We start from the raw sequence: 24067 nt of genomic DNA, 5'->3' as shown, positions 1-24067 counted from the left end.
GGGAGCCGCGGGAGCCGCGGGAGCCGCGGGAGCCGCGGGAGCCGCGGGAGCCGCGGGAGCCGCGGGAGCCGCGGGAGCCGCGGGAGCCGCGGGAGCCGCGGGAGCGGCGGGAGCGCTGTCCTTCGGGACCTCGCGGTCCCTCGCCCAGCCCCGGCATCCGGCCACGCCACGGTGAGCCGCACCCCGTGCGGCGGCTTCCGGAGTGGGCATCACGCCGAAACGCGCGAGCCCGCGACCTCCGCCGTCTTCCCGGCCTCAGCCGTCTTCCCGGCTTCCACGGTCTTCCCGGCCTTCGCCGTCCCCCCGGCGGGCGCGGCCGACGCGCCCGGCACACCCTGCCCGGCCCGCCCGCCCTGGCCGGACTCGCGTGGTGCGGGCATGTGCAGCGGCGGCGCCTCGCAGTGCATCGCGCGGGGCAGCCGCAGTGCCATCGCCGCGCCGAGGAGCAGCAGGCCCGCGCTGACCAGGAGCGTGACGTGCAGGCCGTGCACGAAGCAGTCCCTCGCGGCGCTGCGCAGGGCCTCCCCGGCGGACCCTCCGAGGCGGCCGGCGACATGGTAGGCCTCGCCGAGCGAGTGCCCGGCCGCCTCGGTCGCGGACGCCGGGACGCCCGGCACGGAGGAGAGTCCGGGGGCGTACGCCGCGTTCATCACGCTGCCGAGCAGGGCGATGCCGATGCCCGCGCCGAGCTGGTAGGAGGTCTCGCCGATCGCGGCCGCGCCGCCCGCCTGCTCCGGCGGGGCCTCGCTCAGCATGCACTCGTACGCCCCGAACAGGGTCGTCTCCAGGCCGAAGCCGAGCAGCACGAACCCGGAGAGCATCAGCGCGGGATCGTCCTGCCCGCCCATCGCCGTGAGCAGCACGACCGCCGCGGCCGTCAGACAGAACCCGGTGCACACCATCCGGCGCGGCCCGAACCGGCGCAGCATCCGCGCCCCGGCCAGTCCCGCCGCCATCGCGGCCACCGTCAGCGGCAGCAGCCGCAGCCCCGTCTCCAGCGGCGAGAGCCCGAGGACCAGCTGGAGGTACTGGGCGGCGATCAGCTCCAGGCCGACCAGGGCGAGCATCGCGAGCACGATGCACCCGACGGAGACGCTGAACGTCGGCCGAGCGAACATCCGCAGGTCGACCAGCGGATGCCGGCGCCGCCGCTGCCTGCGCACGAACAGCACCAGCAGCACCGCGCCCACGAGCAGCGGGACCAGCGTGAGCGGGCCGAGCGCAGGTTCGCCGGCGCCCAGCCGCTTGACGCCGAGGACCACGCCGAACAGTCCGACGGCCGCCAGCAGCGCGCCGACCACGTCCCAGGGGCCGTCGCCCTCGCCCTTGGACTCGGGCAGCAGCAGACGGCCGACCGGCAGGCTGACCAGCATCAGCGGGATGTTGACGAGGAAGACCGTGCCCCACTGGAAGTGCTCCAGCAAAAAGCCGCCGAGCAGCGGCCCGACCGCGGCGCCGACCGCGGCCACCGCGCTCCAGACGCCGATCGCGAGCGCCCGTTCGCGCCGGTCGGGGAAGACCTGGCGCAGGATCGAGAGCGTCGCGGGCATGATCATCGCGCCGCCGACGCCGAGCAGCGCCCGCGCCGCGACGAGCACCTGCGCGGTGTCGGCGAAGGCCGCGAGGGCGGAGGCGACGCCGAAGAGGGCGTAGCCGAGGAGCAGGACCCGTCTGCGGCCCACGCGGTCGCCGAGGGTGCCGAAGAGGATCAGGAGCGAGGCGCAGACGAGCGGATAGACGTCGACGATCCAGAGCAGCTCTATCGCGCTGGGCCGGAGGTCCTCGGTGACGGCGGGCACCGCGACGTGCAGCACGGTCGCGTCGACGGCGACCAGCAGCAGGCTGACGCAGAGGACCACGAGGACGACCCAGCGGTTGGCACCGGCCCCGGCCGCCCGACGGCGCAGCCCGACGGCGGCCGTGGTCGTCCCGGACATGTACGTACCTCCCAGATGTTCTCGCGTTCGGCGGGCTCACGGGGGTGGGGACTCCCTCGTGACTCGGCCGGAGAGGAGCGGAGGTCTCCGGCCCGCGCAACGAATGGCGAGTGACACGTCAGCGTACGCGAGTTCGCACGGGGGTCGAGTGGCGGACCTCTCACACCTCCGGGCAACCCGTGTGGCGTACGCCACGCACCGCCGGTCGCCGTACGTCACGACCGGGGCCCGGTCCGGCGGTCCGCGCCCGGGCGCCGCCGATAATCGAGCCCGTGACCGATCTTGGAACGCGCAGCTCCCGCGTCCCGGCCCTGCGCCGGGCGGCCCCCGCCCTGCTCGGGTACGCGGCCGTCCGCGTGCTGGTGCTGCTGACGCTGGCGGGGTGGAGCGCCGCGCGGGACAAGAGCGCGTACACCCTGCTGACCGCCCGCTGGGACGCCCTCTGGTACGCCCGGATCGCCGAGCGGGGGTACGGCCACGAGGTGCGGCTGCCGAACGGCGACGTCCACTCCGACCTGGCCTTCTTCCCACTGCTGCCGTGGCTGGAGCGGGGGCTGCGCGCGGTGGCCGGGCTCTCGTACGCGGACGCCGGGTTCGTGGTCGCCGCATGCGGTTCGGTGGCGGCGGCGTGGGGGATCTTCGCGGTCGTCGACCTGGTGCACGGACGCCGAGCCGGGGTCTGTGCGGTGCTGCTGTGGGCGGTGCTGCCGGTGGGGATCGTGCAGTCGATGGCGTACAGCGAGTCGCTGTTCACCGCGCTGGCCGCGTGGGCGCTGTACGCGGTGCTCAGCGGGCGCTGGGTGACCGCGGGCGCGCTGGCCCTGTGCGCGGGGCTGACCCGGCCCGTGGGGCTCGCGGTGGGCGCGGCGGTGTGGGCGGCGGCCCTGGCGTCCCTCGTACGAGAGCGGCGCACTGCTCCATCCGGGCCTGCCCGGAGCGCGACGCCCGCTCCGGGCGCGCACCTGGGCGCGTACGCCCCCGTCCCCTCCCCCGACCACCCCGCCGGGGGCGCTCCGGTCTGGCCGCGCGCCCTGGGCATGCTGCTCGCGCCTCTGGGCGCCGCCGGGTACGTGCTGTGGGTCGGCCACCGCACCGGCCGGGGTCCGCTCGGCTACCTCGACGTCCAGGCGGGCTGGCGCAACGGCTTCGACGGCGGCCGTGCCTTCGCCCGCTTCGTCGGGGGTCTGCTCGCCTCCTTCCCCTCGACGCTCGCCGGGGCGGCGCTGATCGCCGGGGTGGGGCTGGTGCTCTGGCTGTACGCCCTGTGCGTACGCCGGCGCGAGCCGCTGCCGCTCCTGGTGTACGCGGGGGTCGTCACCGCGCTGGCGCTGGGCGCGTCCGGTTACTTCGGCTCCAAGCCCCGGCTGCTGCTCCCCGCCTTCCCGCTGCTGCTGCCGCCGGCGCTGGCCCTGGCCCGGCTGCGCACCGTGACGGCCGCGCTGGTCACGGGCGGGGCCGCGGTGGCCGCGGCGGCGTACGGGGCGTTCTGGCTGAACGGCTCCGGGCCGCCGTGAACCCTCGCTAAAGAGCGGGAAAACTGTGCGCAGGTAATGATCAAAGGAATTACCAGGAAGGGCCCCTACGGATTGCCGGAATCCATGGAAATAAACCCCTTGCTGAGAGCAATGCCACATCACATGGTCATTACAAACCCGGTGATTCGACCGGGAAGACAGCTCACTCGCTGTAACGTCGATTCCGTGCGTACCGAACCAAAGCCGACCCGGCTCGACCGGATCTTCGCCCGACTGGACCGCGAACCGCAGCGGCCGGTCCTCGACGTGCCGCGAATGACCCGGCACCGGGCGGTGCTCTTCGGCGCGACGCTCGCCTTCTACCTCACGATCGTGCTGGCCGTGGTCACCACCTCGTGGCTGGTCCGTTTCGACTGGCAGGCGATGCTCTTCCGGCCCTATCAGCAGTGGCCGGAGATCCATGCCTTCCTGGACTACTGGGTGGTCCTGGGGCAGCGCGGCCCGACGGCGGTGATGGTGGCGGCCTGGCTGGGCTGGCGCTGCTGGCGGCAGCACACGCTGCGGCCGCTGCTGGCGTTCGGCGCCGCGCTGCTGCTGCTGAACGTGACGGTGGGCGCCGTGAAATACGGCCTCGGCCGCTCCGGTCCGCACTACGCGACCGAGGTCGGCTCCAACGAGATGTGGCACTGGTTCCAGGCCGGCAGCGACATATTTCCCTCGGGTCACACCGCGAACGCCGTCGTGACCTGGGGCATCCTCGCCTATCTGGCGTCCACGCCGGGCACCCGCCGCTGGCTGTCGGCCCTGTCGGCGGTGCTCTCGCTCAGCGTCGGTCTCACCACCGTCTACCTGGGCACGCACTGGCTCAGCGATGTGCTGCTGGGCTGGGCCGCGGGTCTGCTGATCCTGCTGGCGCTGCCGTGGTTCGAGCCGCCGATCGCCCGCGCCGAGGCGTGGCTGCTGGAGCTGCGCGACCGTCATCTGCCCCGCCGGAGCCGTACGGCGCCGCGGCCCGTGCCCGTGCCCGTCGCGGACGAGTCGCCCTGCCCGCCGGCCCCGGCCGCGGTGTCGGAGGAGGAGCCCGCGGCGGTGGTACGGGAGACGATCCCGCAGACGGCCGCGCGCGCCGGCCGGGCGCCCGCCTATCTGGCCCCCGGCCCGCACACCACCCGCTCCGAGCGCACGCCGGTGACCCCGGTCGGCAGCCGCCGCCCGCCGCACCCCGAGCGCGTCGCCCGCGGTTCCGCCTCGACGGCGCGCCCGCTGACGGGCGGCTGACCGGTCGGCCCCTCGGGGCCGGTCAGCCCTTCCAGGCCCGGACGACCACTCCGTCGCGCACCTCGAAGTTCAGCCGTCCCACGCGGTACTCCATGGTGATGATCGCCCCCGGCGGCAGGGAACGCACCGCCGACCACCCGCGTTCGCGGGCGAGACGCTCGGCCGTGGCCGCGTCGAGGCCGGCGTAGGCGTCCGGGCTGTCGTTCGGTTCGGCGGGGGGTGTCGGAATCGATGCCATGCCGCCACGCTAGTCATGGATCCCCCTGCGGTCACGCTTCCGTCACAGGATCACGACAGGCGTTCGGCCGCAGGGGTTCACCCGGACGAGCGGTTTTCCGCCGCTCGCGCACTCCGTGGAAGACGAATTCCCGCGGGGTGCGACGCGCTCGGAATAGCCCGTGCGCAAAACACTCGAGAATCCCTCGAGAAACCCCCCTCAAGACGCCTTTCCCGGCCGGTTCCGGACGCCCCGCGGGACTACGCGCACGCAGGAAATACACGTTTCGGTCACAGAATCCCCGCACGGCGCGTGCCGGTCGAGCCCGGCGGGATGACCAGCAGCGCGCCGACCTCGATGCGGTCCGGGTCGGCGCCGATCGTCTTCCGGTTGGCGGTGTGGAGGCCCTGCCAGCCGCCCTTGACGCCGTACTTGTCGGCGATCGAGGAGAGCGTGTCCCCGGGCTTCACCGTGTGCATACGGCCCGAGAGCCCGTACCGCTTCGAGCAGACGGGCCAGGCGCCCCAGCCCTGCCAGGCCAGAACCTCCTGGGCGACGGCGATCTGCTCGTCGCGGGTGGCGAGGTCGGCGCGCGGGGCGTACTTCAGGCCGCCGTACTCCTCCCAGGTCGGCTGCCAGAACTGGAGCCCGCCGTAGTAGCCGTTGCCGGTGTTGATGTGCCAGTTCCCGCCGCTCTCGCACTCGGCGATGCAGCCCCAGGGCCACTGGTCGTCGGCACAGGCCGGGGCGGAGACGGAGGACGGGGAGGGTGCGTGGGCGGAGGACGGGGAGGGTGCGTGGGCGGAGGACGGGGAGGGTGCGTGGGCGGGGGCGGAGGACGGGGCTGCCGCTTGGGCGGCGGGGGCGGTGAGCAGGGCCGCCGCGAGGGCGGCCACGATCGGCGTGCTGATCATCGGACCACGCTAGGCCGACGGGCCCGGCCCGCCCGCCGGGCCGCGCCGCTGCGGACGGCGCCCCACCCGGTCGGCGGACCGGGCGGGGCGCGGCGCCGGGTGTGCGCCGGGCGCAGGCTCAGAGGTCGAGCCGCTGCCCCGGCACGATCACGTCCGGGTCGGCCCCGATGACGGCCCGGTTGACGTCGTACAGGCGCTGCCACGTCGTCCCGTGGCGGGCGGCGATGACGCTGAGCGTGTCGCCCCGGCGGACGGTGTAGTCGCCGCGGGAGGCGCTGCGGTCGGTGTGGGCCGAGGGGCGGGCGGGGGCGTTCGACGGCGCCGCCGGGGCCGCCCCGGGCGCCGGGGAGCCGGACGGCGTGCCGGTCGCGGGGGCGTCGCCGTGGGCGCCGGCGCGGGCCGCGCAGGTGGGCCAGGCTCCCCAGCCCTGGACGCGCTGGACCTTGGTGGCGACGGCGATCTGCTGGTCCCTGGTCGCCAGGTCGGCCCTCGGCGCGTAGGCGGCCCCGCCGAACGCGCGCCAGGTGCCGGCGGAGAACTGGAGTCCGCCGTAGTAGCCGTTGCCGGTGTTGATGTGCCAGTTCCCGCCGCTCTCGCACTGGGCGATGCGGTCCCAGACCCCGCCGTCGGCCGCCGTCGCCTCGCCCGCCGCGGCGAGCAGGCCGAGCGGGGCCAGCAGCGCCGCCCCGGCGAGGGCGGCCCTGGTGCGCGTCGTCGCCCTGGCGAACCCGGCGCGCGCGGTGCCGCAACCCGTACTGTCCGACATCCACTTCCCTCTCCACGGACCCGGGCTCCCCCGGACGGGGCGCGGTTCCGCGCACGGACGCGGTCGTCGCGCTCCGCCCCGTCCGCCGCGCCCCGCGGAGAACCGGCATTGGCGTCCGGTTCTCCGCGGTGGGCGGACGTACCCGAGCGGTGCTCGTTGCACACGGCGGAGGAATGTACGGAGATCACGGGGAGGTCACAACAACGCGCTTGTCATTCCAGGCCACTTCGCCGTTACCCGAGGTATCGGCGATTTTCGGTCACCCACTTCATTCGCCGATTTCCGGATTTGTCGACCAACCGCCCCGCAAAACCATGACTCACATCACGCGTTCAACTACCTTGGCGCTACGACCTTTTGACGGTGAGTGACCGTTTCCGCACCGGGCATCACGCTCCGCGCCGGATGGTTCGATTCCGTTCGTCGTACAGCGTGACTCCCGCCACAGATCGGCCGTTGTCTTCTTCATGAGCCGGGGGCCCGCCCCGGCCACGGGCCGGGAGCCACCCGGCCCCCGCGCACCGCAGACCGAGGGAGCCACCCGTGCCGCGCATGCTCGACGTCAGCGACGAGGTACGCGCCGAGATCGGCGACGAAGAAGCCGACCGGCTGCTCGCCGGAGAGAACGCCCCGGGCAGTTACGACTGCACGTCCTGCCGCACCCCGGGCGACTCCGAGCGCGAGCACACCAGTACCGTGCTGTTCATCGGCGACGAGACCGCCGTGCTCGCCTTCGCCCACGCCACCTGTCTGCCCTCGCAGGTCGTCCAGGTCACCGAGGAGCAGCTCCAGGGCGCCGTACGGGCCATCGGCCGCGACACCCCCGCGCCGCAGCCGGAGCGGACCGCGCCCGAGCAGGCTGTGCTCGGGGTGACCAGCGGGCTGGTGCTGATCGCCGGGGAGCTGCACCCGGCCCTGGTCGTCGAGCCCACCGGCCCCATCGTGCGCCCCGGCTCCCTGGCCGCAGGAGACGACTTCCTGCCGCTGCTGATCGAGCAGGGCTTCATGCCGCTGACCGAGCTGTCCGCCGTGCCCCCGGTGCTGCACGGCTGGTCGGTGCTGTTGGCCATGGGCCGGCTGCACGCGGTGCTCCAGCCGAACGCCCTCGGCGGCCAGCCGGTCGCCTGGTGGCAGGCCCACCAACCGCTCCAGGTCACCGAGGGCTGGCGCTCGGCCGCCAACAAGCACCAGCAGGTGCTGATGTTCGCCGCACCCGCAGGCTCCATCGGCCGGCAGCCCCGCGAGGACCTGCTGCGAGACGCCCTGGACCGGGCGGCGGCCACCGGCAAGCTGGTGGCGGCCACGCTCCCGCTCGCGGGCACCTGAGCGCCCCGCCCCTTCCCCGAGGGCCCCGCCGGGCCGCATCCCTTCCCGACCGGGGTCGTTTGGACATACGTGCACGCATACGACGTTCCCCGCCGCCACGCCCTGCAGCCGGTCCCCTCCGCGCGAGCGGCTCAGGATCCCGGCGGCCCCTCGGCCACGCCGATCTACGACGCGCTCTACGACGAGTACGTCACATCCTTCCGCACGCTGCCGGGCGACCGCAGCGGGGAGGAGAAGCTGGGGTTCACCGCCTTCAGCGACATCCCGCACGGCTCGGGGACGTTCAGCAGTTCGTACGGCGCCTACAGCGTGGGCGCGCAGAGCACGCGGTACACCAGCGGCCACCAGCCGTACCACGCCCGGACGGACCACAGCCAGACACACCACTCCCAGCAGCCGCGGCAGTCCCGGGAATCCCCGCAGTCCCAGCCGGCCCCGCAGTCCGCGCAGTCGCCGTGGCAGCGCGTCGGCCGGATCGCGCAGCCGCAGCCCCACCACGTCCCGGCCGCGCTGCCGCCGAGTCCGCGCAGAGGGACGTGACCGGGGGTTGCGGAACATGGGAGAGGGCGGCCCCGCGGGGCCGCCCTCTCCCATGTCGCACACCTGGCCGTGGCTCACGGCCGTCGCGCTACTTCTTCTTCGCGCCACGCTTCTCGCGCACCCGCACCGAGATGTGGATCGGCGTCCCCTCGAAGCCGAACTCCTCGCGCAGCCGGCGCTCGACGAAGCGCCGGTAGCCCGCCTCGATGAACCCGGAGGCGAACAGCACGAACCGCGGCGGCTTGGTGCCGGCCTGGGTGCCGAACAGGATGCGCGGCTGCTTGCCGCCCCGCACCGGGTGCGGATGGGCGGAGATCAGCTCGCCCAGGAAGGCGTTCAGCCGACCCGTCGGCACCCGGGTCTCCCAGCCGGCCAGCGCGGTCTCGATCGCCGGGACCAACTTCTCCATGTGCCGCCCGGTCGCCGCCGAGACGTTCACCCGGGGCGCCCACGCGACCTGGGCCATCTCGGTCTCGATCTCCCGCTCCAGGTAGTAGCGGCGCTCCTCGTCCAGGGTGTCCCACTTGTTGTAGGCGACGACGAGGGCGCGGCCGGCCTCGACGGCCATGGAGATGATCCGCTGGTCCTGCACGGAGATCGACTCGGAGGCGTCGATGAGGACGACGGCCACCTCGGCCTTCTCGACGGCGGCCGCGGTGCGCAGGGAGGCATAGTAGTCGGCGCCCTGCTGGAGATGGACGCGCTTGCGGATGCCGGCGGTGTCCACGAACTTCCAGGTCTTGCCGCCGAGTTCGATCAGCTCGTCCACCGGGTCGCGGGTGGTGCCCGCGAGTTCGTTGACGACGACGCGCTCCTCGCCCGCCACCTTGTTCAGCAGCGACGACTTGCCGACGTTCGGGCGGCCGATCAGCGCCACCCGGCGCGGACCGCCGACGGCCGTGCCGAAGGACTGCTCGGGCGCCTCGGGCAGCGCCTCCAGGACGGCGTCCAGCATGTCGCCGGTGCCGCGGCCGTGCAGCGCGGAGACGGGGTGCGGCTCGCCGAGGCCGAGGGACCACAGATAGGACGCGTCGGCCTCACCGCTCGGGCCGTCGACCTTGTTGGCGCACAGCACCACCGGCTTGCCGGCCTTGCGCAGCAGCCGCACGACGGCCTCGTCGGTGTCGGTGGCGCCGACCTTGGCGTCCACGACGAAGACGACCGCGTCGGCCGCCTCGATCGCGAACTCGGCCTGCGCGGCCACCGAGGCGTCGATGCCGAAGACGTCCTGCTCCCAGCCGCCGGTGTCGACGACCTTGAAGCGGCGGCCCGCCCACTCGGCCTCGTAGGTGACCCGGTCGCGGGTGACGCCCGGCTTGTCCTCCACGACGGCCTCGCGGCGGCCGATGATGCGGTTGACCAGGGTCGACTTGCCCACGTTCGGGCGGCCGACGACGGCGAGCACCGGCAGCGGCCCGTGACCGGCCGCCTCGATGGCGCCCTCGACGTCCTCGACGTCGAAGCCCTCTTCCGCGGCGAGCTCCATGAACTCCGCGTACTCGGCGTCGCCAAGCGCTCCGTGGTCGTGCTCGCCGGGCGAGCCCTCGGAGTGGATGTGGTCGTTCATGAAGTCCGTACCTCGTTCATCGTGGTGATCGGTGGACCACGTGAAGTGATCCACTACTCAGTGTCGCCCAGCGCCCGGTCAGGCGCCTGGCGTTTTCCAGGTGGGCGGTGAGCTGCTTCTGGATGCGCTCGGTCGCCTCGTCCAGCGCCGAGCGGGCGCGCCGCCCGCTGCCGTCGCCCGCCTCGAACGGCTCGCCGAAGACGACGTCGATCCGGGAGCGCAGGGGCGGCAGCGCCTTGATCAACCGCCCGCCGGCGCCAGAACTTCCCAGCACGGCGACGGGCACGATCGGCGCCCCGCTGCGCACGGCGAAGTAGGCGAGTCCGCCGCGCAGCGCGGCGAAGTCGCCCTCGCCGCGGGTGCCCTCGGGGAAGATGCCGAGGACACCGCCGGCGTCCAGCACGGCGAGGGCCCGGGTGACCGCGGTGCGGTCGGTGCGCGACCGGTCCACTTTGACCTGGCCGAGCCGGGTCAGCAGGGGGTCGAGCGGCCCGACGAACGCCTCCTTCTTGACCAGGAAGTGCGTCGGCCGCGGTGACACGCCCATCACCATCGGGCCGTCGATGTTGTGCGCGTGGTTGACCGCGAGGATCACCGGTCCGGCCGCAGGGACGCGCCAGGCGCCCAGCACACGCGTCCGCCACAGGCCGTACATCAGCGGCACGCCCATGCGCCGCCCGGCCTCGGCGCCCCTCGCGGACGGAACCTCGGTCACTTCGCGGCCCGCTTCTCCTCGACGAGGGCGACGACGTGTTCGATGACCTCGTCCAGCGTCAGCTCGGTGGTGTCTACCTCGACGGCGTCGTCCGCCTTGGCGAGCGGGGAGGTCTTGCGGGAGGAGTCGGCGGCGTCCCGCTGGATCAGCGCCTCGCGGGTGGCGTTGACGTCGGCGCCCTTCAGCTCGCCGCTGCGGCGGGCGGCGCGGGCCTCCGGGGAGGCGGTGAGGAAGATCTTCAGGTCGGCGTCGGGCAGCACGGTGGTGCCGATGTCCCGGCCCTCCACGACGATGCCGCGCCCGGCGGACGCGGCGATCGAACGCTGCAGCTCGGTGATCCGGGTCCGCACCTCGGGCACCGCGCTGACGGCGCTGACCTTGGAGGTGACCTCCTGGGTGCGGATGGGGCCGGCCACGTCGGTGCCGTCGACGGTGATCGTCGGGTGGGCCGGGTCGGTGCCGGAGACGATCTCCGGCTTGCCGGCGACGGCGGCGATCGCCGAGGGGTCCTCGACGTCGATCCCGTTGTTCACCATCCACCAGGTGATGGCCCGGTACTGGGCGCCGGTGTCCAGGTAGCTCAGTCCGAGGCGTCCGGCGACGGCCTTGGACGTGCTGGACTTGCCCGTGCCGGAGGGGCCGTCGATGGCGACAATCACGGGCTGGGCGGCGCCGTTTTCCACGGGGGGACACCTTCCTGGTGCGAGGCGGTGGGTGTGCGGGGCGCGACTGTGCCCCGCACAAGGTTACCGGGCACGCGTCACTCGTCCGGCCGCACCCGGTGGCCGGCGCCCGGCCCTACTGCCGGATCGCCCATCCGCGCTCGCGCAGCGCCGCCGACAGCACGGGGGCCGACTTCGGCTCGACCATCAGCTGCACGAGGCCCGCCTGCTGCCCGGTGGCGTGCTCTATGCGCACGTCCTCGATGTTGACGCCCGCCTGTCCGGCGTCCGCGAAGATGCGGGCCAGCTGGCCCGGCTGGTCGTCGATGAGCACCGCCACGACCTCGTAGACCCGCGGGGCCGTGCCGTGCTTGCCGGGCACGCGGACCTGGCCGGCGTTGCCGCGCCGCAGCACGTTCTCCACGCCGGCGGCGCCCTCCCGGCGCTTGGCCTCGTCGGAGGACTGCAGGGCGCGCAGCGCCCGGACGGTCTCGTCCAGGTCGGCGGAGACGTCGGCGAGCAGGTCGGCGACCGGGCCGGGGTTGGCGGCGAGGATGTCGATCCACATCCGGGGGTCGGAGGCGGCGATCCGTGTCACGTCCCGGATGCCCTGCCCGCACAGCCGTACGGCGGCCTCGTCGGCGTGCTCCAGGCGCGCGGCGACCATGCTGGAGACCAGGTGGGGCATGTGCGAGACGAGGGCCACGGCACGGTCGTGGGCGTCGGCGTCCATGACGACCGGGACGGCACGGCAGTGCGAGACCAGTTCCAGGGCGAGGTTCAGCACCTCGGTGTCGGTGTCCCGGGCGGGGGTGAGCACCCAGGGGCGGCCCTCGAAGAGGTCGCCGGTGGCGGCGAGCGGCCCGGAGCGCTCCCGGCCGGACATGGGGTGGGAGCCGATGTACGCCGACAGGTCCAGGCCGAGGGCCTCCAGCTCGCGGCGCGGCCCGCCCTTGACGCTGGCGACGTCGAGGTAGCCGCGGGCGGCCCCGCGCCGCATGGCGTCCGCGAGGACCGGGGCGACGTGGGCGGGCGGGGCGGCGACGATCGCGAGGTCCACCGGACCGTCGGGCGCCTCGTCCGTGCCGGCGCCGAGCGCGGCGGCCGTACGGGCCTGTTCCGGGTCCCGGTCCGCGAGGTGGACGGTGACGCCGCGCTGGGCGAGGGCCAGGGCGGCGGAGGTGCCGATCAGGCCGGTGCCGAGGACGAGTGCGCTCCTCACCGGGCGACGTCCTCGCGCGGGGCGGCGGCGCCGCCGGGGTGGACGTTCCTGTGGCCGGCCTCGTCGTGTGCGCGTTGGACGGCGCCCCGGACCGCTCGTACCGCCACGGTGCTGCTCCTCGCCTTGCTGGTGGTGCTCTGCTACGGCTCCTCGTGTCCGTCCAGCGTAGTCAGCCCGGGACCCGCCGGTGCGCCGCGCCCGCCCGCTGAGACGGAGGGCGCGCGGGCCCGGCGGGGGCGGTCAGGCGTCCCAGAGCGCCCCGAGGGTCACCAGGTCGCCGTGGTACTCGACGCGGTCCGCCCAGTCGGCCGGCCAGGCGTCGGAGCCGAGGTGCGCGCCGGCGAAGGCGCCGGTCAGGCAGGCGATGGAGTCGGAGTCGCCGGCGGTGCAGGCGGCCCGGCGCAGGGCGGTGAGGGGCTCGTCCACGAACAGCAGGAAGCACAGCAGCCCGGTCGCCAGGGCCTCCTCGGCGATCCAGCCCTCTCCGGTGACGAGGCACGGGTCGGTCTCGGGCGAGACCCTGCGCACCGCGTCCTGGAGCCGGCCGAGGATCGCCTGGCACTCGTCCCAGCCGCGGGCGATGAAGTGCCCGGGCGTGGGGTCGCCGGCCCGCTGCCACAGGTCGCCGAGCCAGCGCTCGTGGTACCGGGTGCGGTTGTCGTAGGCGTACGAGCGCAGCAGCCCGACCAGTCCGGTGGGCTCCGCGCCCTCGGCGAGCAGGCGTACGGCGTGCGCGGTGAGATCGGAGGCGGCGAGCGCGGTGGGGTGGCCGTGGGTGAGGGCCGCCTGCAACTGGGCGGCGCCGGCACGCTGCTCCTCGCTCAGGCCGGGGGCGAGTCCGAGCGGGGCGACGCGCATGTTGGCGCCGCAGCCCTTGGAGCCGGTCTGGCTGGCGGCCTGCCACGGCCGTCCCGGCTCCTTGAGCAGACCGCAGGCGACCATGCAGGTGCGGCCGGGTGCGCGGTTGTTGTCCGGCGACCGGTACCAGTCCACGAACTCCTCGCGCAGGGGCCGCTCCAGGCGCTTGGGTCCCAGCGGCCCCCGGTCCATGGCCGTGCGCAGGGCGCGTCCGAGGGCGAGGGTCATCTGGGTGTCGTCGCTGACGACCGCGGGGGTGGTCAGCGTCATCTCCCGCCAGGGGCCGCACTTGGCGAGGATCGAGGGCACGTCGTCGAACTCGGTGGGAAAGCCGAGCGCGTCCCCGAGGGCGAGGCCCAGCAGGGCGCCGGTGGCGGCGCGCTTGCGGACGGCGGTGGTGGTCATACGGGTAACCCCTCCCCTTAAAGTCACTCTGACGATAAGGGGAGGGGCGGGGAACGCACAAGCGGGTACGGCGACCCGCGAGCGGGTGCCGGCGACCTAGAGGTCGACCTCCTTCATCAGCATCCCGACCTCGGTGTTGGACAGCCGGCGCAGCCAGCCCGACTTCTGGTCGCCCAGCGTGATCGGGCCGAAGGCGGTGCGCACCAGCTTGTCGACCGGGAAGCCGGCCTCGGCCAGCATCCGGCGCACGATGTGCTTGCGGCCCTCGTGCAGGGTGACCTCGACCAGGTAGTTCTTGCCGGTCTGCTCCACGACCCGGAAGTGGTCCGCGCGCGCGTAGCCGTCCTCGAGCTGGATGCCGTCCTTGAGGCGCTTGCCGAGGTCGCGCGGGATCGGGCCCACGATGTGCGCGAGGTAGGTCTTCTTCACGCCGTACTTGGGGTGGGTCAGCCGGTGGGCCAGCTCACCGTGGTTGGTGAGCAGGATGACGCCCTCGGTCTCGGTGTCCAGCCGGCCGACGTGGAACAGCCGCGTCTCGCGGTTGGTCACGTAGTCGCCGAGGCACTGGCGGCCCTCCGGGTCCTCCATGGTGGAGACGACGCCGGCGGGCTTGTTCAGCGCGAAGAACTGGTACGACTGCGTGGCGACCGTCAGGCCGTCGACCTTGACCTCGTCCTTCTCCGGATCGACCCGCTTGCCCTGCTCCAGCACGATCTCGCCGTTGACCTCGACGCGGGCCTGGTCGATCAGCTCCTCGCAGGCGCGCCGCGAGCCGTAGCCGGCGCGGGCGAGGACCTTCTGCAGCCGCTCGCCCTCCTGCTCGGCGCCCGGGAAGGTCTTCGGGAGCTTCACGTCCTTCTTGTCGGCGTAGCGCTCGCGGTTGCGCTCCTCGATCCGCGTCTCGTACTCGCGCGAGCGCGCCGGGGCGGTGCGTCCGCGCCCGCCCTGGCCGCCGCCGGCGCCCTGGCCGGGCTTCTTGGCGCCGCCGCGGGCCGCGCCGCCCCGGCCGGCCTTGGGGCCGTCCTTGGTGGCCCCGGGGCCCACGTCGTAGCGGCGCTCCTCGGGGCGGGGCTTGCGGGGGCGGCCCTGCCCCTGCTTCTGGTCCCTGTCGTTGCCGGCGCCGCGGTAGTTACCGCGCCCGCCGCTGTTTCCGCTGCCGCTGCTTCGCATCAAAGTTCCGTCGTCGTCGTGTCAGGCATGTTCGTCGTGGGTCCGTCGTCCGCGTCCGGGGCGTCCGGATCGAACGACGGTACGCCTTCCTGTGTCTCGGCCTCGATCGCCTCCGCCTCCGGGAGGAAGGGCGCGAGCTCGGGGAGCTCGTCCAGGCCGCGCAGGCCCATCCGCTCCAGGAAGTAGTTCGTCGTCGTGTACAGGATCGCACCTGTTTCGGGTTCCGTGCCCGCCTCCTGGACGAGACCGCGCTGAAGGAGGGTGCGCATGACACCGTCGCAGTTCACTCCGCGCACGGCGGAGACGCGGCTGCGGCTGACCGGCTGGCGGTAGGCGACCACGGCGAGGGTCTCCAGCGCGGCCTGGGTGAGGCGGGCGTGCTGGCCGTCCAGGACGAAGCCCTCGACGGCGGCGGCGTACTCGGGGCGGGTGTAGAAGCGCCAGCCGCCGGCGACGAGCCGCAGCTCGAAGCCGCGCCGCTGGGCGGTGTACTCGTCGGCGAGCGCGCGCAGCGCGTCCGCGATCTGCCGGCGGGGCCGCCGCAGCACCTTCGCCAGGTGCTCCTCGGTGGCGGGTTCGTCCACGACCATCAGCACGGCCTCGAGGGCGGGCCTGAGTTCCAGTGCGGCGACGCCGTCGCTGTCCTCGCTCACGGTTTCCTCTCCTCCTTGGGCTCCTCGGGCGGCCGGTCGAACTCGTCGGTGACCGTGGGCGCCCGGTCGCCGTCCCCGCCGGTCCACCGCACCAGCAGCTCGCCGAGGGCGGTTTCCTGCTCCAGGGCGACGGCCTTCTCCCGGTACAGCTCCAGCAGCGCCAGGAACCTGGCCACGACCGTCAGCGTGTCGCCGGTGTCCGCCACCAGGGTCCGGAAGCTGGCCTCGCCGAGTTCGCGGAGCCGCGCGACGACGATTCCCGCCTGCTCCTGCACGCTGACCAGCGGGGCGTGGATGTGCTCGACGTACACCTGCGGCTTGGGCCTGGGCTGCATCGCCTTCACCGCGAGCCGGGCGAACCCCTCGGCGCCGATGCTGATGACGACGTCGGGCAGCAGGTCGGCGTGGTGCGGTTCGAGCCCGACGGTGCGCGGGTAGCGGCGGGCCTCGTCGTCGAGCCGCCCGCTGAGGATCTCGGCGATCTGTTTGTACGCCCGGTACTGCAGCAGTCGCGCGAACAGCAGGTCGCGGGCCTCCAGCAGCGCCAGGTCGGCCTCGTCCTCCACCTCGGCGGCCGGCAGCAGCCGGGCGGCCTTCAGGTCGAGCAGCGTGGCGGCGACGACGAGGAACTCGGTCGTCCGGTCCAGGTCCCAGTCGGGCCCCATGGCCCTGATGTAGGCCATGAACTCGTCGGTCACCTTGGACAGCGCGACCTCGGTGACGTCGAGCTTGTGCCGGGAGATCAGCTGCAACAGCAGGTCGAACGGCCCTTCGAAGTTGGCCAGCCGGACCTTGAAGACCCCGTCGTCCTCACCCGCCGGCTCGCCCGTCCCCTCCGGCACGGGCCCCGCCCCGCCGGCCGGCACATCCCGCGGGCCGTCCGCCCCTGCCCCGGACCGACGCCCGGTGCGGGCGGACGTCGCACTCCCGGCGGCCTCGGCAGCCTCCCGGGCCTCCGCAGCGGGCTCCGCCGCCGTCCGGGGGCCTGCGGCCGCCTCCGCCGCCCCAGGAGCGTGCACGACCACGCCCGGTCTCCCGGGGAGGTTCCCGGCCGCCGGACCCGCACCTCGCGCGTCCTCGGACACGACGTCCCCGGCCTCCCGGCCGGATGCCGGCACCGCCCGGACACTCGCGGCCCCCGGCACGGCAGAACTCGGCGCGACCGCGCCGGGCGGACCCGGCCGACTCCCTGCGCCTGCGCGCGCCGCGTCGTCCGACGGGGCTGCCGGGGCCGGACCCGCCGACGGCGCCGGCGGATCGGGGACGGCCGCCCGGCCGGGTTCCCGCGCGGCACGTGAGCCCGCCGGTCCCGGTGGGCCGGTCACGCCTGCGGGGCCGGTCCGCTGCTCCGTCTCGGCCGGCGCCTCACCTTCCGCCGGACGCACCGCCGAAGCCGGACCCGCCGCCTCGGGCGGGAGGGCCCCGGCATCCGTGCCCGGCCAAGGGTTGCCCTGCGCACCTGCGACACCTGCGACGGCTTCCGTCGTCTCCCGCGCGGGCGCGCCCGGCGGGCGCGTGCCGTCCGCGTCCGCGACGGCCTCCGCCTCTCGCGTGGACCCGGCGGCGGCCTCCGGCTCCGCGGACGGCTCGGCGGGCGTCCGCGGTGCGGGGGCGGCCGTCCCCGGGCCCCGGCCCAGCGGGCGGCGCCGGGCGGGCCGGGGGCCGCGGGCGGAATCGTCGTTCGAGGTCATGGCCCTCGCAGGCTACCGCTCCCGCCCGCGCGGCCGTCGTACGAGCATCCCGTCGCCCTGCCGCCCACGGCCCACGCTCGGAGCGGCGGACGGAATCATTCCGCACCGCCGGAAGCGGCCGGCGGATGCGCTCAGCGGCCGCGCAGGCGGCGTACCAGGATGCTGGCCTCGCCGCGGGTCTCCAGGTCGGCGAGGACCACCGCGACGGCCTCGCGGACGATGCGGCCGCGGTCGACCGCCAGGCCGTGCTCGCCGCGCAGCACCAGACGGGCGTGCTCCAGGTCCATCAGTTCCTCGGCGGACACGTACACCGTGATCTTCTCGTCGTGCCGCTCCCGCCCGCTGGGCCGCCGGGCGGCGGCCCGCCCGCGCTTGCGGGGCGCGGCGGCGCCGTCCTGCGCCGCCTGGCGCCGCCGTCCGCGGGACTCCGCGTCGATCGGCTCGGCGTCGGCCGCGACGTGCTCGGCGCCCTCCCCGTCGCCGCCCTGCGCGGGAACGGACTGCGGGGCGTCCTCCGCCGTCCCGGCGGCCACCGCGTCGCCCTCCCCCGCGGGGGGCGGCACCCGGGCGTCGCCGCCCGTCTGGCGCCGGGGAGTGGATGCCTGGAGCGCCATTCCCCCTGTCGTGCGGAACAGTTCGTCGGCCCCGGGCAGACTCACTCGGCGTGACACCGGGCGAGCACCTCCCTGGCGAGCTGACGGTAGGCGGCGGCGCCGACGGAGTTGGAGGCGTACGTGGTGATCGGCTCGCCGGCGACCGTGGTCTCCGGGAAGCGGACCGTGCGCCCGATGACCGTGTGGTAGACGTGGTCGTCGAACGCCTCGACGACACGCGCGAGCACCTCTCGGCTGTGCACGGTGCGCGAGTCGTACATCGTGGCGAGGATGCCGTCCAGCTCCAGGTCGGGGTTGAGCCGCTCCTGGACCTTCTCGATGGTCTCCGTCAGCAGGGCGACGCCGCGCAGCGCGAAGAACTCGCACTCCAGCGGCACGATCACCTTGTGCGCGGCCGTCAGCGCGTTCACCGTGAGCAGGCCGAGCGAGGGCTGGCAGTCGATCACGATGTAGTCGTAGTCCGGCAGCAGCGGCTTCAGCGCGCGCTGGAGCGTCGACTCCCGGGCGACCTCGGAGACCAGCTGGACCTCGGCCGCCGACAGGTCGATGTTGCTGGGCAGCAGGTCCATGTTCGGGACCGCCGTCTTCAGCAGCACCTCGTCGGCCGCCATGCCCCGCTCCATGAGCAGGTTGTAGACGGTGAGGTCGAGCTCCATCGGGTTGACGCCGAGTCCGACCGACAGCGCGCCCTGCGGGTCGAAGTCGACGAGCAGCACCCGGCGCCCGTACTCCGCGAGAGCGGCGCCCAGGTTGATGGTCGACGTGGTCTTGCCGACGCCGCCCTTCTGGTTGCACATCGCGATGATCGTCGCGGGTCCGTGGTCGGTCAGCGGGCCCGGGATCGGGAAGTACGGCAGCGGGCGCCCGGTCGGGCCGATGCGCTCACGGCGCTGGCGGGCCGCGTCGGGCGCGAGGGTGGCCGCGTACTCGGGATCGGGCTCGTACTCGGCGTCGGGGTCGTAGAAGTGCCCCTCGGGCAGTTCGTCGTAGTCGGCGAAATGGTTGTGGGGCGCGCCACTTCCGTCGCCGGCCATGGCGTTCACGTGATGGCCATCCATGCTCTGGTGTGCTGGGTGAGTCACGCGGGAGGTCTGGTGACTCTGGTGGGCTGCGAAGGTGCGCACCGCGACGGAGCCGACAGCCTCGAACCCCGCGGGAACCTCGCCCCGCGCAGGGCTTCCTGGTTGACCACCCCCGGGAGAAAATGTCGACTCATTCACAAGTCGTCTTACCTCCTTGGTGACCAGGAAACTTCTAGACAGGTCAGCGTGGCACCATGCCGACGGTTTGCGACTCTATGGCGTGTCGGCGGTTCGCAGCAACACAATCCGCCGGACCCGGCCGGATGTGTCGGCGATGAAAGGCGCCTGTGTCAAGGGCGTACGAGCGTCGCACGGCAGGTTTCACCGGTGTGCGAATCGGTTCAAGGGTTACGTTCGAGGCGAGTTGACCGAGTGGTGCAAAGTGACCATACACACACCTGGCCGGACCTTGTCGGGCAAGGTCCGGCCGGGTTTGCGCGGTTGACGAGCCGTGTTGACGTATCGCCTTTACGAAAAGGTGACTTAGCCGTTCGCCATCAGCGGAGCAGCGAGTCCAGCTCGACGTGCTCCAGGCCGTGCGCCTCGGCGACCTCCTTGTAAACGACCTTGCCGTCATGGGTGTTGAGGCCCTTGGCGAGCGCGGGGTCGCGGCGCAGCGCCTCGACCCAGCCGCGGTTCGCCAGTTCCACGATGTAGGGCAGCGTGGCGTTGGTGAGGGCGTTGGTGGAGGTGTTCGGCACCGCGCCCGGCATGTTGGCGACGCAGTAGAAGACCGATCCGTGCACCGGGAAGGTCGGCTCGGCGTGGGTGGTGGGGCGCGAGTCCTCGAAGCAGCCGCCCTGGTCGATCGCGATGTCGACAAGGACACTTCCCGGCTTCATCCGGGCCACCAGCTCGTTGCCGACCAGCTTCGGGGCCTTGGCGCCGGGGATGAGCACCGCGCCGATGACGAGGTCGGCGTCGAGGACGGCCTTCTCCAGTTCGAAGGAGTTGGACATCACGGCCTTGACCCGGGTGCCGAAGATCTTGTCGGCCTCGCGCAGCTTGTTGATGTCGCGGTCCAGCAGGGTCACGTCGAAGCCCATGCCCACGGCGATCTGGGTGGCGTTCCAGCCGGAGACGCCGCCGCCGATGACGACGGCCTTGGCCGGGGTGACGCCGGGGACGCCGCCGGGGAGCACGCCGCGGCCGCCGTTGGCGCGCATCAGGTGGTAGGCGCCGACCTGCGGGGCGAGCCGGCCCGCGACCTCGGACATCGGGGCGAGCAGCGGCAGCGCGCGGCTCGGCAGCTCGACCGTCTCGTAGGCGATCGCGGTGGTGCCGGACTCCAGCAGGGCGTCCGTGCACTCCTTGGACGCGGCCAGGTGCAGGTAGGTGAAGAGGGTCTGGTCCTTGCGGAGGCGGTGGTACTCCTCGGCGATGGGCTCCTTGACCTTCAGCAGCAGGTCGGCGGAGGCCCACACCTCGTCCGCGGTGTCCAGGATCCGCGCTCCGGCGGCGGTGTACTCGTCGTCCGTGATCGACGAGCCGACGCCGGCGCCGCGCTCGATGACGACCTGGTGGCCGTGGCGCACCAGCTCGTGCACGCCGGCAGGGGTGATGGCCACCCGGAACTCGTTGTTCTTGACCTCGCGGGGGATGCCGACCTTCACGTCGATCACGGTCCTTGGCTCAGAGGGTGTAGTACGCGACAAACCCGGAAGGCTCGGGGCACACCGGGAGACACCGCAGGAGAACGTGCGGCAGAGCCAGTCTAATGAAGGTGTTCCCGCTGTCTAGCCTTTCATTGCATCAATCTTCTGCGGATGTACTGCGGATTTCGTAGGCGTTAGCGGCTTGTTCCATGGCTGGATCCGGCGCATCGCCCTCCGGGAGCTCCTCTCCCAGCATGCGCCGGGCGGTGCTGCGGTGCAGCGCGGCGGCCGTCGGGTCGCCGAGGCGTTCCAGGGTGTCGGCGAGCCGGAGGTGCAGCGCGGCCTGCAGCCGGGCGTCCTCGGCGCGGCGTGCCCACTCCACGGCCTCCTGGCAGGTGCGCAGGCTCTCCCCGGGCCGGCCGGCGTACTCCTGGACCCGGGCCAGTTCGCTCAACGCCCGCGCGTGAGCGGCCACATCACCCAGCCTGCGGTGACCGGCGACGGCGGCCCGCCAGTGGCGCTGGGCCTCGCCGTAGCGGCCCGCGTAGGTGTGCGCGGTGGCGATCCTGCCGTACAGCCGGGCGGCCTCGGCACGCTCGTCGCGGGCGAGGCGCTCGGCGAGGGCGCGGCCGAACCAGTCGGCGGCCCGGTCGTAGTCGCCGCGCTCCAGGTGGGCGCCGCCTACGGATTCCATCGCGCGGCCGGTGGCGTACGGGTCGTTCGCCTCGCGTCCGGCGTCCAGCGCGGCCCGGTAGCGGACCAGGGCGGCGGCGGTGCGGCCGGTGCGGTGGTCGAGGTCGCCGAGGTTCAGCAGGGCCGCAGCCTTCTCGCGGGGCAGGCCCCGGCGCTCGGCGACGTCCAGGACGAGGCCGTGGATGCCGTAGAGGTCGGGCCCGGCGGCCTCGGTGCCGACGTGCGCGACCATCGCCCGCACCAGCTGGGACATCAGCCGCCGGGCGAGGGTGTCCAGCTCGCCGTCGGCGACCGCGAGGCGGGCCGCGGCGAGCAGCGCGGGCCGGCGGATGCGCAGCCAGTCGGCGGCGGCCCGCACGGTGGGGAAGCGCAGCGAGCGGGGCGTGCCGAGGAGCTTCTCGCGGGCCTGGGGGCTGTCGGTCTCGGTGATCGCCCGGCAGGACTGGAGCAGCCGTACGTACCGCTCCAGCATCCGCGCGCGGGCCAGCTGGAGCTCGGCCGGGCGGTCGTGGGTCTCGGTGAGTGCGCGCAGCAGGGGGTGCAGACAGCCGGGCACCTCGTACTCGGGCAGCGGCGAGTCGGCCGTCCGCAGCAGGCCGAGGGCGGTGAAGTCGTCCAGGGTGGCGCGGGCGCCGTCCACGGAGCAGCCGGCGAGCGCGGAGGCGGTGTGCGGGTCGACCAGGCCGGCGGGGGCGAGGGAGAGCAGGCGCAGTATCCGGGCGGCAGGGCTCGGCAGGGAGGCGTGAACCAGCCGGAACACGCGGTCGAGCGGGGTTCCCTCGTCGCCCTCGGCGCGCAGCTGCTTGGCGAGGTCGGAGACGGCCGCCTTGGGCCGGGCGGCGAGCCAGCCGCCGGCCAGGAGCAGCGCGGCGGGATGGGCCTGGCACTCCTCCACCAGGCCCTCGGCGGCGCGGGGGTCGACGGTGATGCGGACCGAGCCGGTGTGCCGGGACAGCAGGTCGACGGCGGTCTTGGTGTCGAGACCGCCGAGGGCGCAGGGCCGGACGTCCGGAATGCCGGTCAGCGGGCCGTGGGAGACGGCGACGACGAGGCAGTCGGGGGCCTCGGGCAGGAGCGCGTCGACCTGTTCGGCGTCGGCGGCGTCGTCGAGCAGGAGCAGCGACCGGCGGCCGGCCAGGGCCGCGCGCAGCGACGCCGTGAGGTCGTCCTCGGCGGCGCCGGGCGGGGTGGGCAGGCCGAGGGCGGTCAGCAGGTCGCGGGCGGTGCGCTCGGTGGGGACGGGGGTGCCGTCGGGGTCGCGGAGCCGGGCGCGCAGGACACCGTCGGGGTAGCGGTCGGCGACCCGCGCGGCGAGTTCCTCGGCGAGGGCGGTGCGGCCGGATCCGGGCTTCCCCGCGATCAGCAGCACGCGCGCGCGGGGCGCCTTCTTCCCGGACAGCGTGTCGAGTCCGGCGCGCTCGATGTCGGCGCGCAGTTCCTTCAACTCCCGCGTACGGCCCAGGAATCCGGTCCGCGCCGACGTGTCCTGCGACAACTGGACGCCGTCCGTGTCCACCGCCTGATCCGTCACGGGCCACACTCCCGTCCACCGCACGTGCACAGCCCGCCGGGACTCCGGTTCGGGCGTTTCCAGAGCCTAGTTCAGCCCTTGCGGCGTTCCGGGCGGAGCAGGGCGGACACGTCCCCCGATCGGATCAGCAGATCGTCACACCACAGCCTTGTCCCGGAAGCCGGCCCCGGCCCCGGGGCGCGATTCCGGAGGGGAGGCGCGACCGAGCCGGTGCCGGACAGGCCGGAAACCGGGTGGACGCCCGGTTCGAGGCAGCACGGACTCGGGGCCAGGCTCGCGCGGGAGCCGTCGTCGGACGCGCACCGGACCCGCCGATTCGCGGATGCGCAGCGACCTCCACGGCCCAGAGGATCCCGGGTCCGCGACCGCGCACGGACCCCCACGGCCCAGAGGATCCCGGGTCCGCGACCGCGCACGGACCCGTACCGCCCCGCGGCCCCCAGCTCCCAGCCCCACCCGCGGAGCGGACGGACTCAGGCGTCGAACGGCCGCGCCGGCCACGGCGCCTCCGCCGGGCGCAGGGCGTCCAGGTCCCCGCCGGCGCGCGCGGCGGCCAGGGACAGCACGCCGACCACCAGGCAGTTGTTGTGCAGCTCACCGGCCAGCACGCCCCGCACGAGGTCCTCCAGCGGGACGCGACGGATCTCCATGTCGGCCTCTTCGTGCTCGACCTGGAACCGCTCCCCCTCCGCCTCCGCCAGATCACGGGCGAGGAAGATCCGCACGGCCTCGTCGCAGCCGCCCGGCGTGGTGTACACGTCCGTCAGCACCCGCCAGTCCTCGGCCTTGACGTGCGCCTCCTCGTACAGCTCGCGCTGGGCAGCGTGCAGCGGGTTCTCACCGGGAACGTCCAGGAGGCCGGCCGGGATCTCCCACAGCTTGTGCCGCACCGGGTGCCGGTACTGGCGCAGGACCAGGACCCGGTCCTCGTCGTCCAGGGCAAGGACGGCCACCGATCCCGGGTGGACCTGGTAGTCGCGGCGGGCCACCGTCCCGTCGGGCATGACCACGTCGTCCGTGCGGACGGAGGTCTTGTTGCCCACGAAGGGGGTGTCCGTCGCCCGGATCTCCCACTCCTCGGGGGTGTCCTTGATCGTCATGCCCTGTCCTTCCCCATGTGCACCCAACACGTACGAACACAGCGAGCCGGGGTGCG

General features: G+C 73.8%; 21 protein-coding genes. 4 read left to right on the top strand and 17 right to left on the bottom strand.

Annotation, left to right across the window (positions count from 1 at the left end; genetic code table 11):
* Positions 1-209: 209 nt before the first annotated feature.
* A complete protein-coding gene (locus ACZ6KF_RS17240) occupies positions 210-1937 on the bottom strand; it encodes an MFS transporter (protein ID WP_469239099.1) in 1728 nt (575 codons plus the stop codon).
* Between the two features lie 272 nt (positions 1938-2209).
* Here ACZ6KF_RS17240 and ACZ6KF_RS17235 point away from each other — a divergent pair, with 272 nt between their 5' ends.
* Positions 2210-3451 carry a hypothetical protein gene (locus tag ACZ6KF_RS17235; protein WP_469239097.1) on the top strand — a complete coding sequence of 414 codons (1242 nt, stop codon included), beginning with the start codon at positions 2210-2212 and terminating at the stop codon, positions 3449-3451.
* A gap of 186 nt (positions 3452-3637) precedes the next feature.
* Entirely contained in the window at positions 3638-4690 is a 1053-nt protein-coding gene (locus tag ACZ6KF_RS17230) for a phosphatase PAP2 family protein (RefSeq protein ID WP_356626877.1), read from the top strand.
* A 22-nt stretch (positions 4691-4712) separates the two neighbouring features.
* Here the strand turns inward: ACZ6KF_RS17230 and ACZ6KF_RS17225 are convergent, their stop codons facing one another.
* The 3 genes from ACZ6KF_RS17225 to ACZ6KF_RS17215 form a co-directional block, all read right to left on the bottom strand.
* A complete protein-coding gene (locus ACZ6KF_RS17225) occupies positions 4713-4928 on the bottom strand; it encodes an I78 family peptidase inhibitor (protein ID WP_356626876.1) in 216 nt (71 codons plus the stop codon).
* Positions 4929-5197: 269 nt separating this feature from the next.
* Positions 5198-5821, bottom strand: coding sequence for a transglycosylase family protein (locus tag ACZ6KF_RS17220; protein ID WP_469239095.1), 624 nt, complete (start codon positions 5819-5821; stop codon positions 5198-5200).
* 118 nt (positions 5822-5939) lie between these two features.
* Entirely contained in the window at positions 5940-6587 is a 648-nt protein-coding gene (locus tag ACZ6KF_RS17215) for a LysM peptidoglycan-binding domain-containing protein (protein WP_356626872.1), read from the bottom strand.
* A gap of 543 nt (positions 6588-7130) precedes the next feature.
* Between ACZ6KF_RS17215 and ACZ6KF_RS17210 the strand changes: the two genes are divergently transcribed.
* Together ACZ6KF_RS17210 and ACZ6KF_RS17205 are read left to right on the top strand one after the other, a co-directional pair.
* On the top strand, positions 7131-7913 hold the full coding sequence (locus ACZ6KF_RS17210) for a hypothetical protein (protein WP_356626870.1): 783 nt from the start codon (positions 7131-7133) through the stop codon (positions 7911-7913).
* Positions 7914-7982: 69 nt separating this feature from the next.
* The gene (locus ACZ6KF_RS17205; protein WP_356626868.1) at positions 7983-8453 is read left to right on the top strand and encodes a hypothetical protein; all 471 of its coding nucleotides are present in this window, start codon (positions 7983-7985) and stop codon (positions 8451-8453) included.
* Between the two features lie 88 nt (positions 8454-8541).
* Here the strand turns inward: ACZ6KF_RS17205 and der are convergent, their stop codons facing one another.
* The 13 genes from der to ACZ6KF_RS17140 form a co-directional block, all read right to left on the bottom strand.
* Positions 8542-10020, bottom strand: a complete 1479-nt coding sequence (gene der, locus ACZ6KF_RS17200) for a ribosome biogenesis GTPase Der (RefSeq protein ID WP_356626867.1) — start codon at positions 10018-10020, stop codon at positions 8542-8544.
* Between the two features lie 16 nt (positions 10021-10036).
* Complete coding sequence (locus tag ACZ6KF_RS17195; protein WP_356626865.1) at positions 10037-10735, bottom strand: lysophospholipid acyltransferase family protein; 699 nt, start codon at positions 10733-10735, stop codon at positions 10037-10039.
* Positions 10732-11418, bottom strand: a complete 687-nt coding sequence (cmk, locus tag ACZ6KF_RS17190) for a (d)CMP kinase (RefSeq protein ID WP_356626863.1) — start codon at positions 11416-11418, stop codon at positions 10732-10734. Before cmk ends, ACZ6KF_RS17195 begins: the two co-directional genes overlap by 4 nt.
* A gap of 115 nt (positions 11419-11533) precedes the next feature.
* A complete protein-coding gene (locus tag ACZ6KF_RS17185; RefSeq protein WP_469239093.1) occupies positions 11534-12619 on the bottom strand; it encodes a prephenate dehydrogenase in 1086 nt (361 codons plus the stop codon).
* A 240-nt stretch (positions 12620-12859) separates the two neighbouring features.
* The gene (locus ACZ6KF_RS17180; protein ID WP_469239091.1) at positions 12860-13882 is read right to left on the bottom strand and encodes an ADP-ribosylglycohydrolase family protein; all 1023 of its coding nucleotides are present in this window, start codon (positions 13880-13882) and stop codon (positions 12860-12862) included.
* 96 nt (positions 13883-13978) lie between these two features.
* Positions 13979-15052: a pseudouridine synthase gene (locus tag ACZ6KF_RS17175; RefSeq protein ID WP_356626857.1), complete on the bottom strand. Its 1074-nt coding sequence runs from the start codon at positions 15050-15052 to the stop codon at positions 13979-13981.
* The gene (gene scpB, locus ACZ6KF_RS17170; protein ID WP_356626855.1) at positions 15052-15705 is read right to left on the bottom strand and encodes an SMC-Scp complex subunit ScpB; all 654 of its coding nucleotides are present in this window, start codon (positions 15703-15705) and stop codon (positions 15052-15054) included. The genes ACZ6KF_RS17175 and scpB overlap by 1 nt, the downstream gene beginning before the upstream one ends.
* Positions 15702-16724 (bottom strand): segregation and condensation protein A, encoded by a 1023-nt coding sequence (locus ACZ6KF_RS17165; protein WP_469239229.1) that lies wholly within the window; start codon positions 16722-16724, stop codon positions 15702-15704. Before ACZ6KF_RS17165 ends, scpB begins: the two co-directional genes overlap by 4 nt.
* A gap of 803 nt (positions 16725-17527) precedes the next feature.
* Complete coding sequence (locus tag ACZ6KF_RS17160) at positions 17528-18055, bottom strand: hypothetical protein (protein WP_356627129.1); 528 nt, start codon at positions 18053-18055, stop codon at positions 17528-17530.
* Positions 18052-19044, bottom strand: coding sequence for a ParA family protein (locus ACZ6KF_RS17155; protein WP_356627128.1), 993 nt, complete (start codon positions 19042-19044; stop codon positions 18052-18054). The genes ACZ6KF_RS17160 and ACZ6KF_RS17155 overlap by 4 nt, the downstream gene beginning before the upstream one ends.
* 545 nt (positions 19045-19589) lie before the next feature.
* Positions 19590-20705 (bottom strand): alanine dehydrogenase, encoded by a 1116-nt coding sequence (gene ald / locus ACZ6KF_RS17150; RefSeq protein WP_469176571.1) that lies wholly within the window; start codon positions 20703-20705, stop codon positions 19590-19592.
* Between the two features lie 139 nt (positions 20706-20844).
* Positions 20845-22911: a tetratricopeptide repeat protein gene (locus tag ACZ6KF_RS17145; RefSeq protein WP_469239089.1), complete on the bottom strand. Its 2067-nt coding sequence runs from the start codon at positions 22909-22911 to the stop codon at positions 20845-20847.
* 473 nt (positions 22912-23384) lie between these two features.
* Positions 23385-24011, bottom strand: a complete 627-nt coding sequence (locus ACZ6KF_RS17140) for an NUDIX hydrolase (RefSeq protein ID WP_356626849.1) — start codon at positions 24009-24011, stop codon at positions 23385-23387.
* Positions 24012-24067 lie beyond the last annotated feature (56 nt).

Source organism: Streptomyces sp. NPDC046379 (assembly GCF_055587785.1).
Note: the sequence above shows the minus strand (reverse complement) of the source record. Positions and strands in the feature narration are given on the sequence as shown.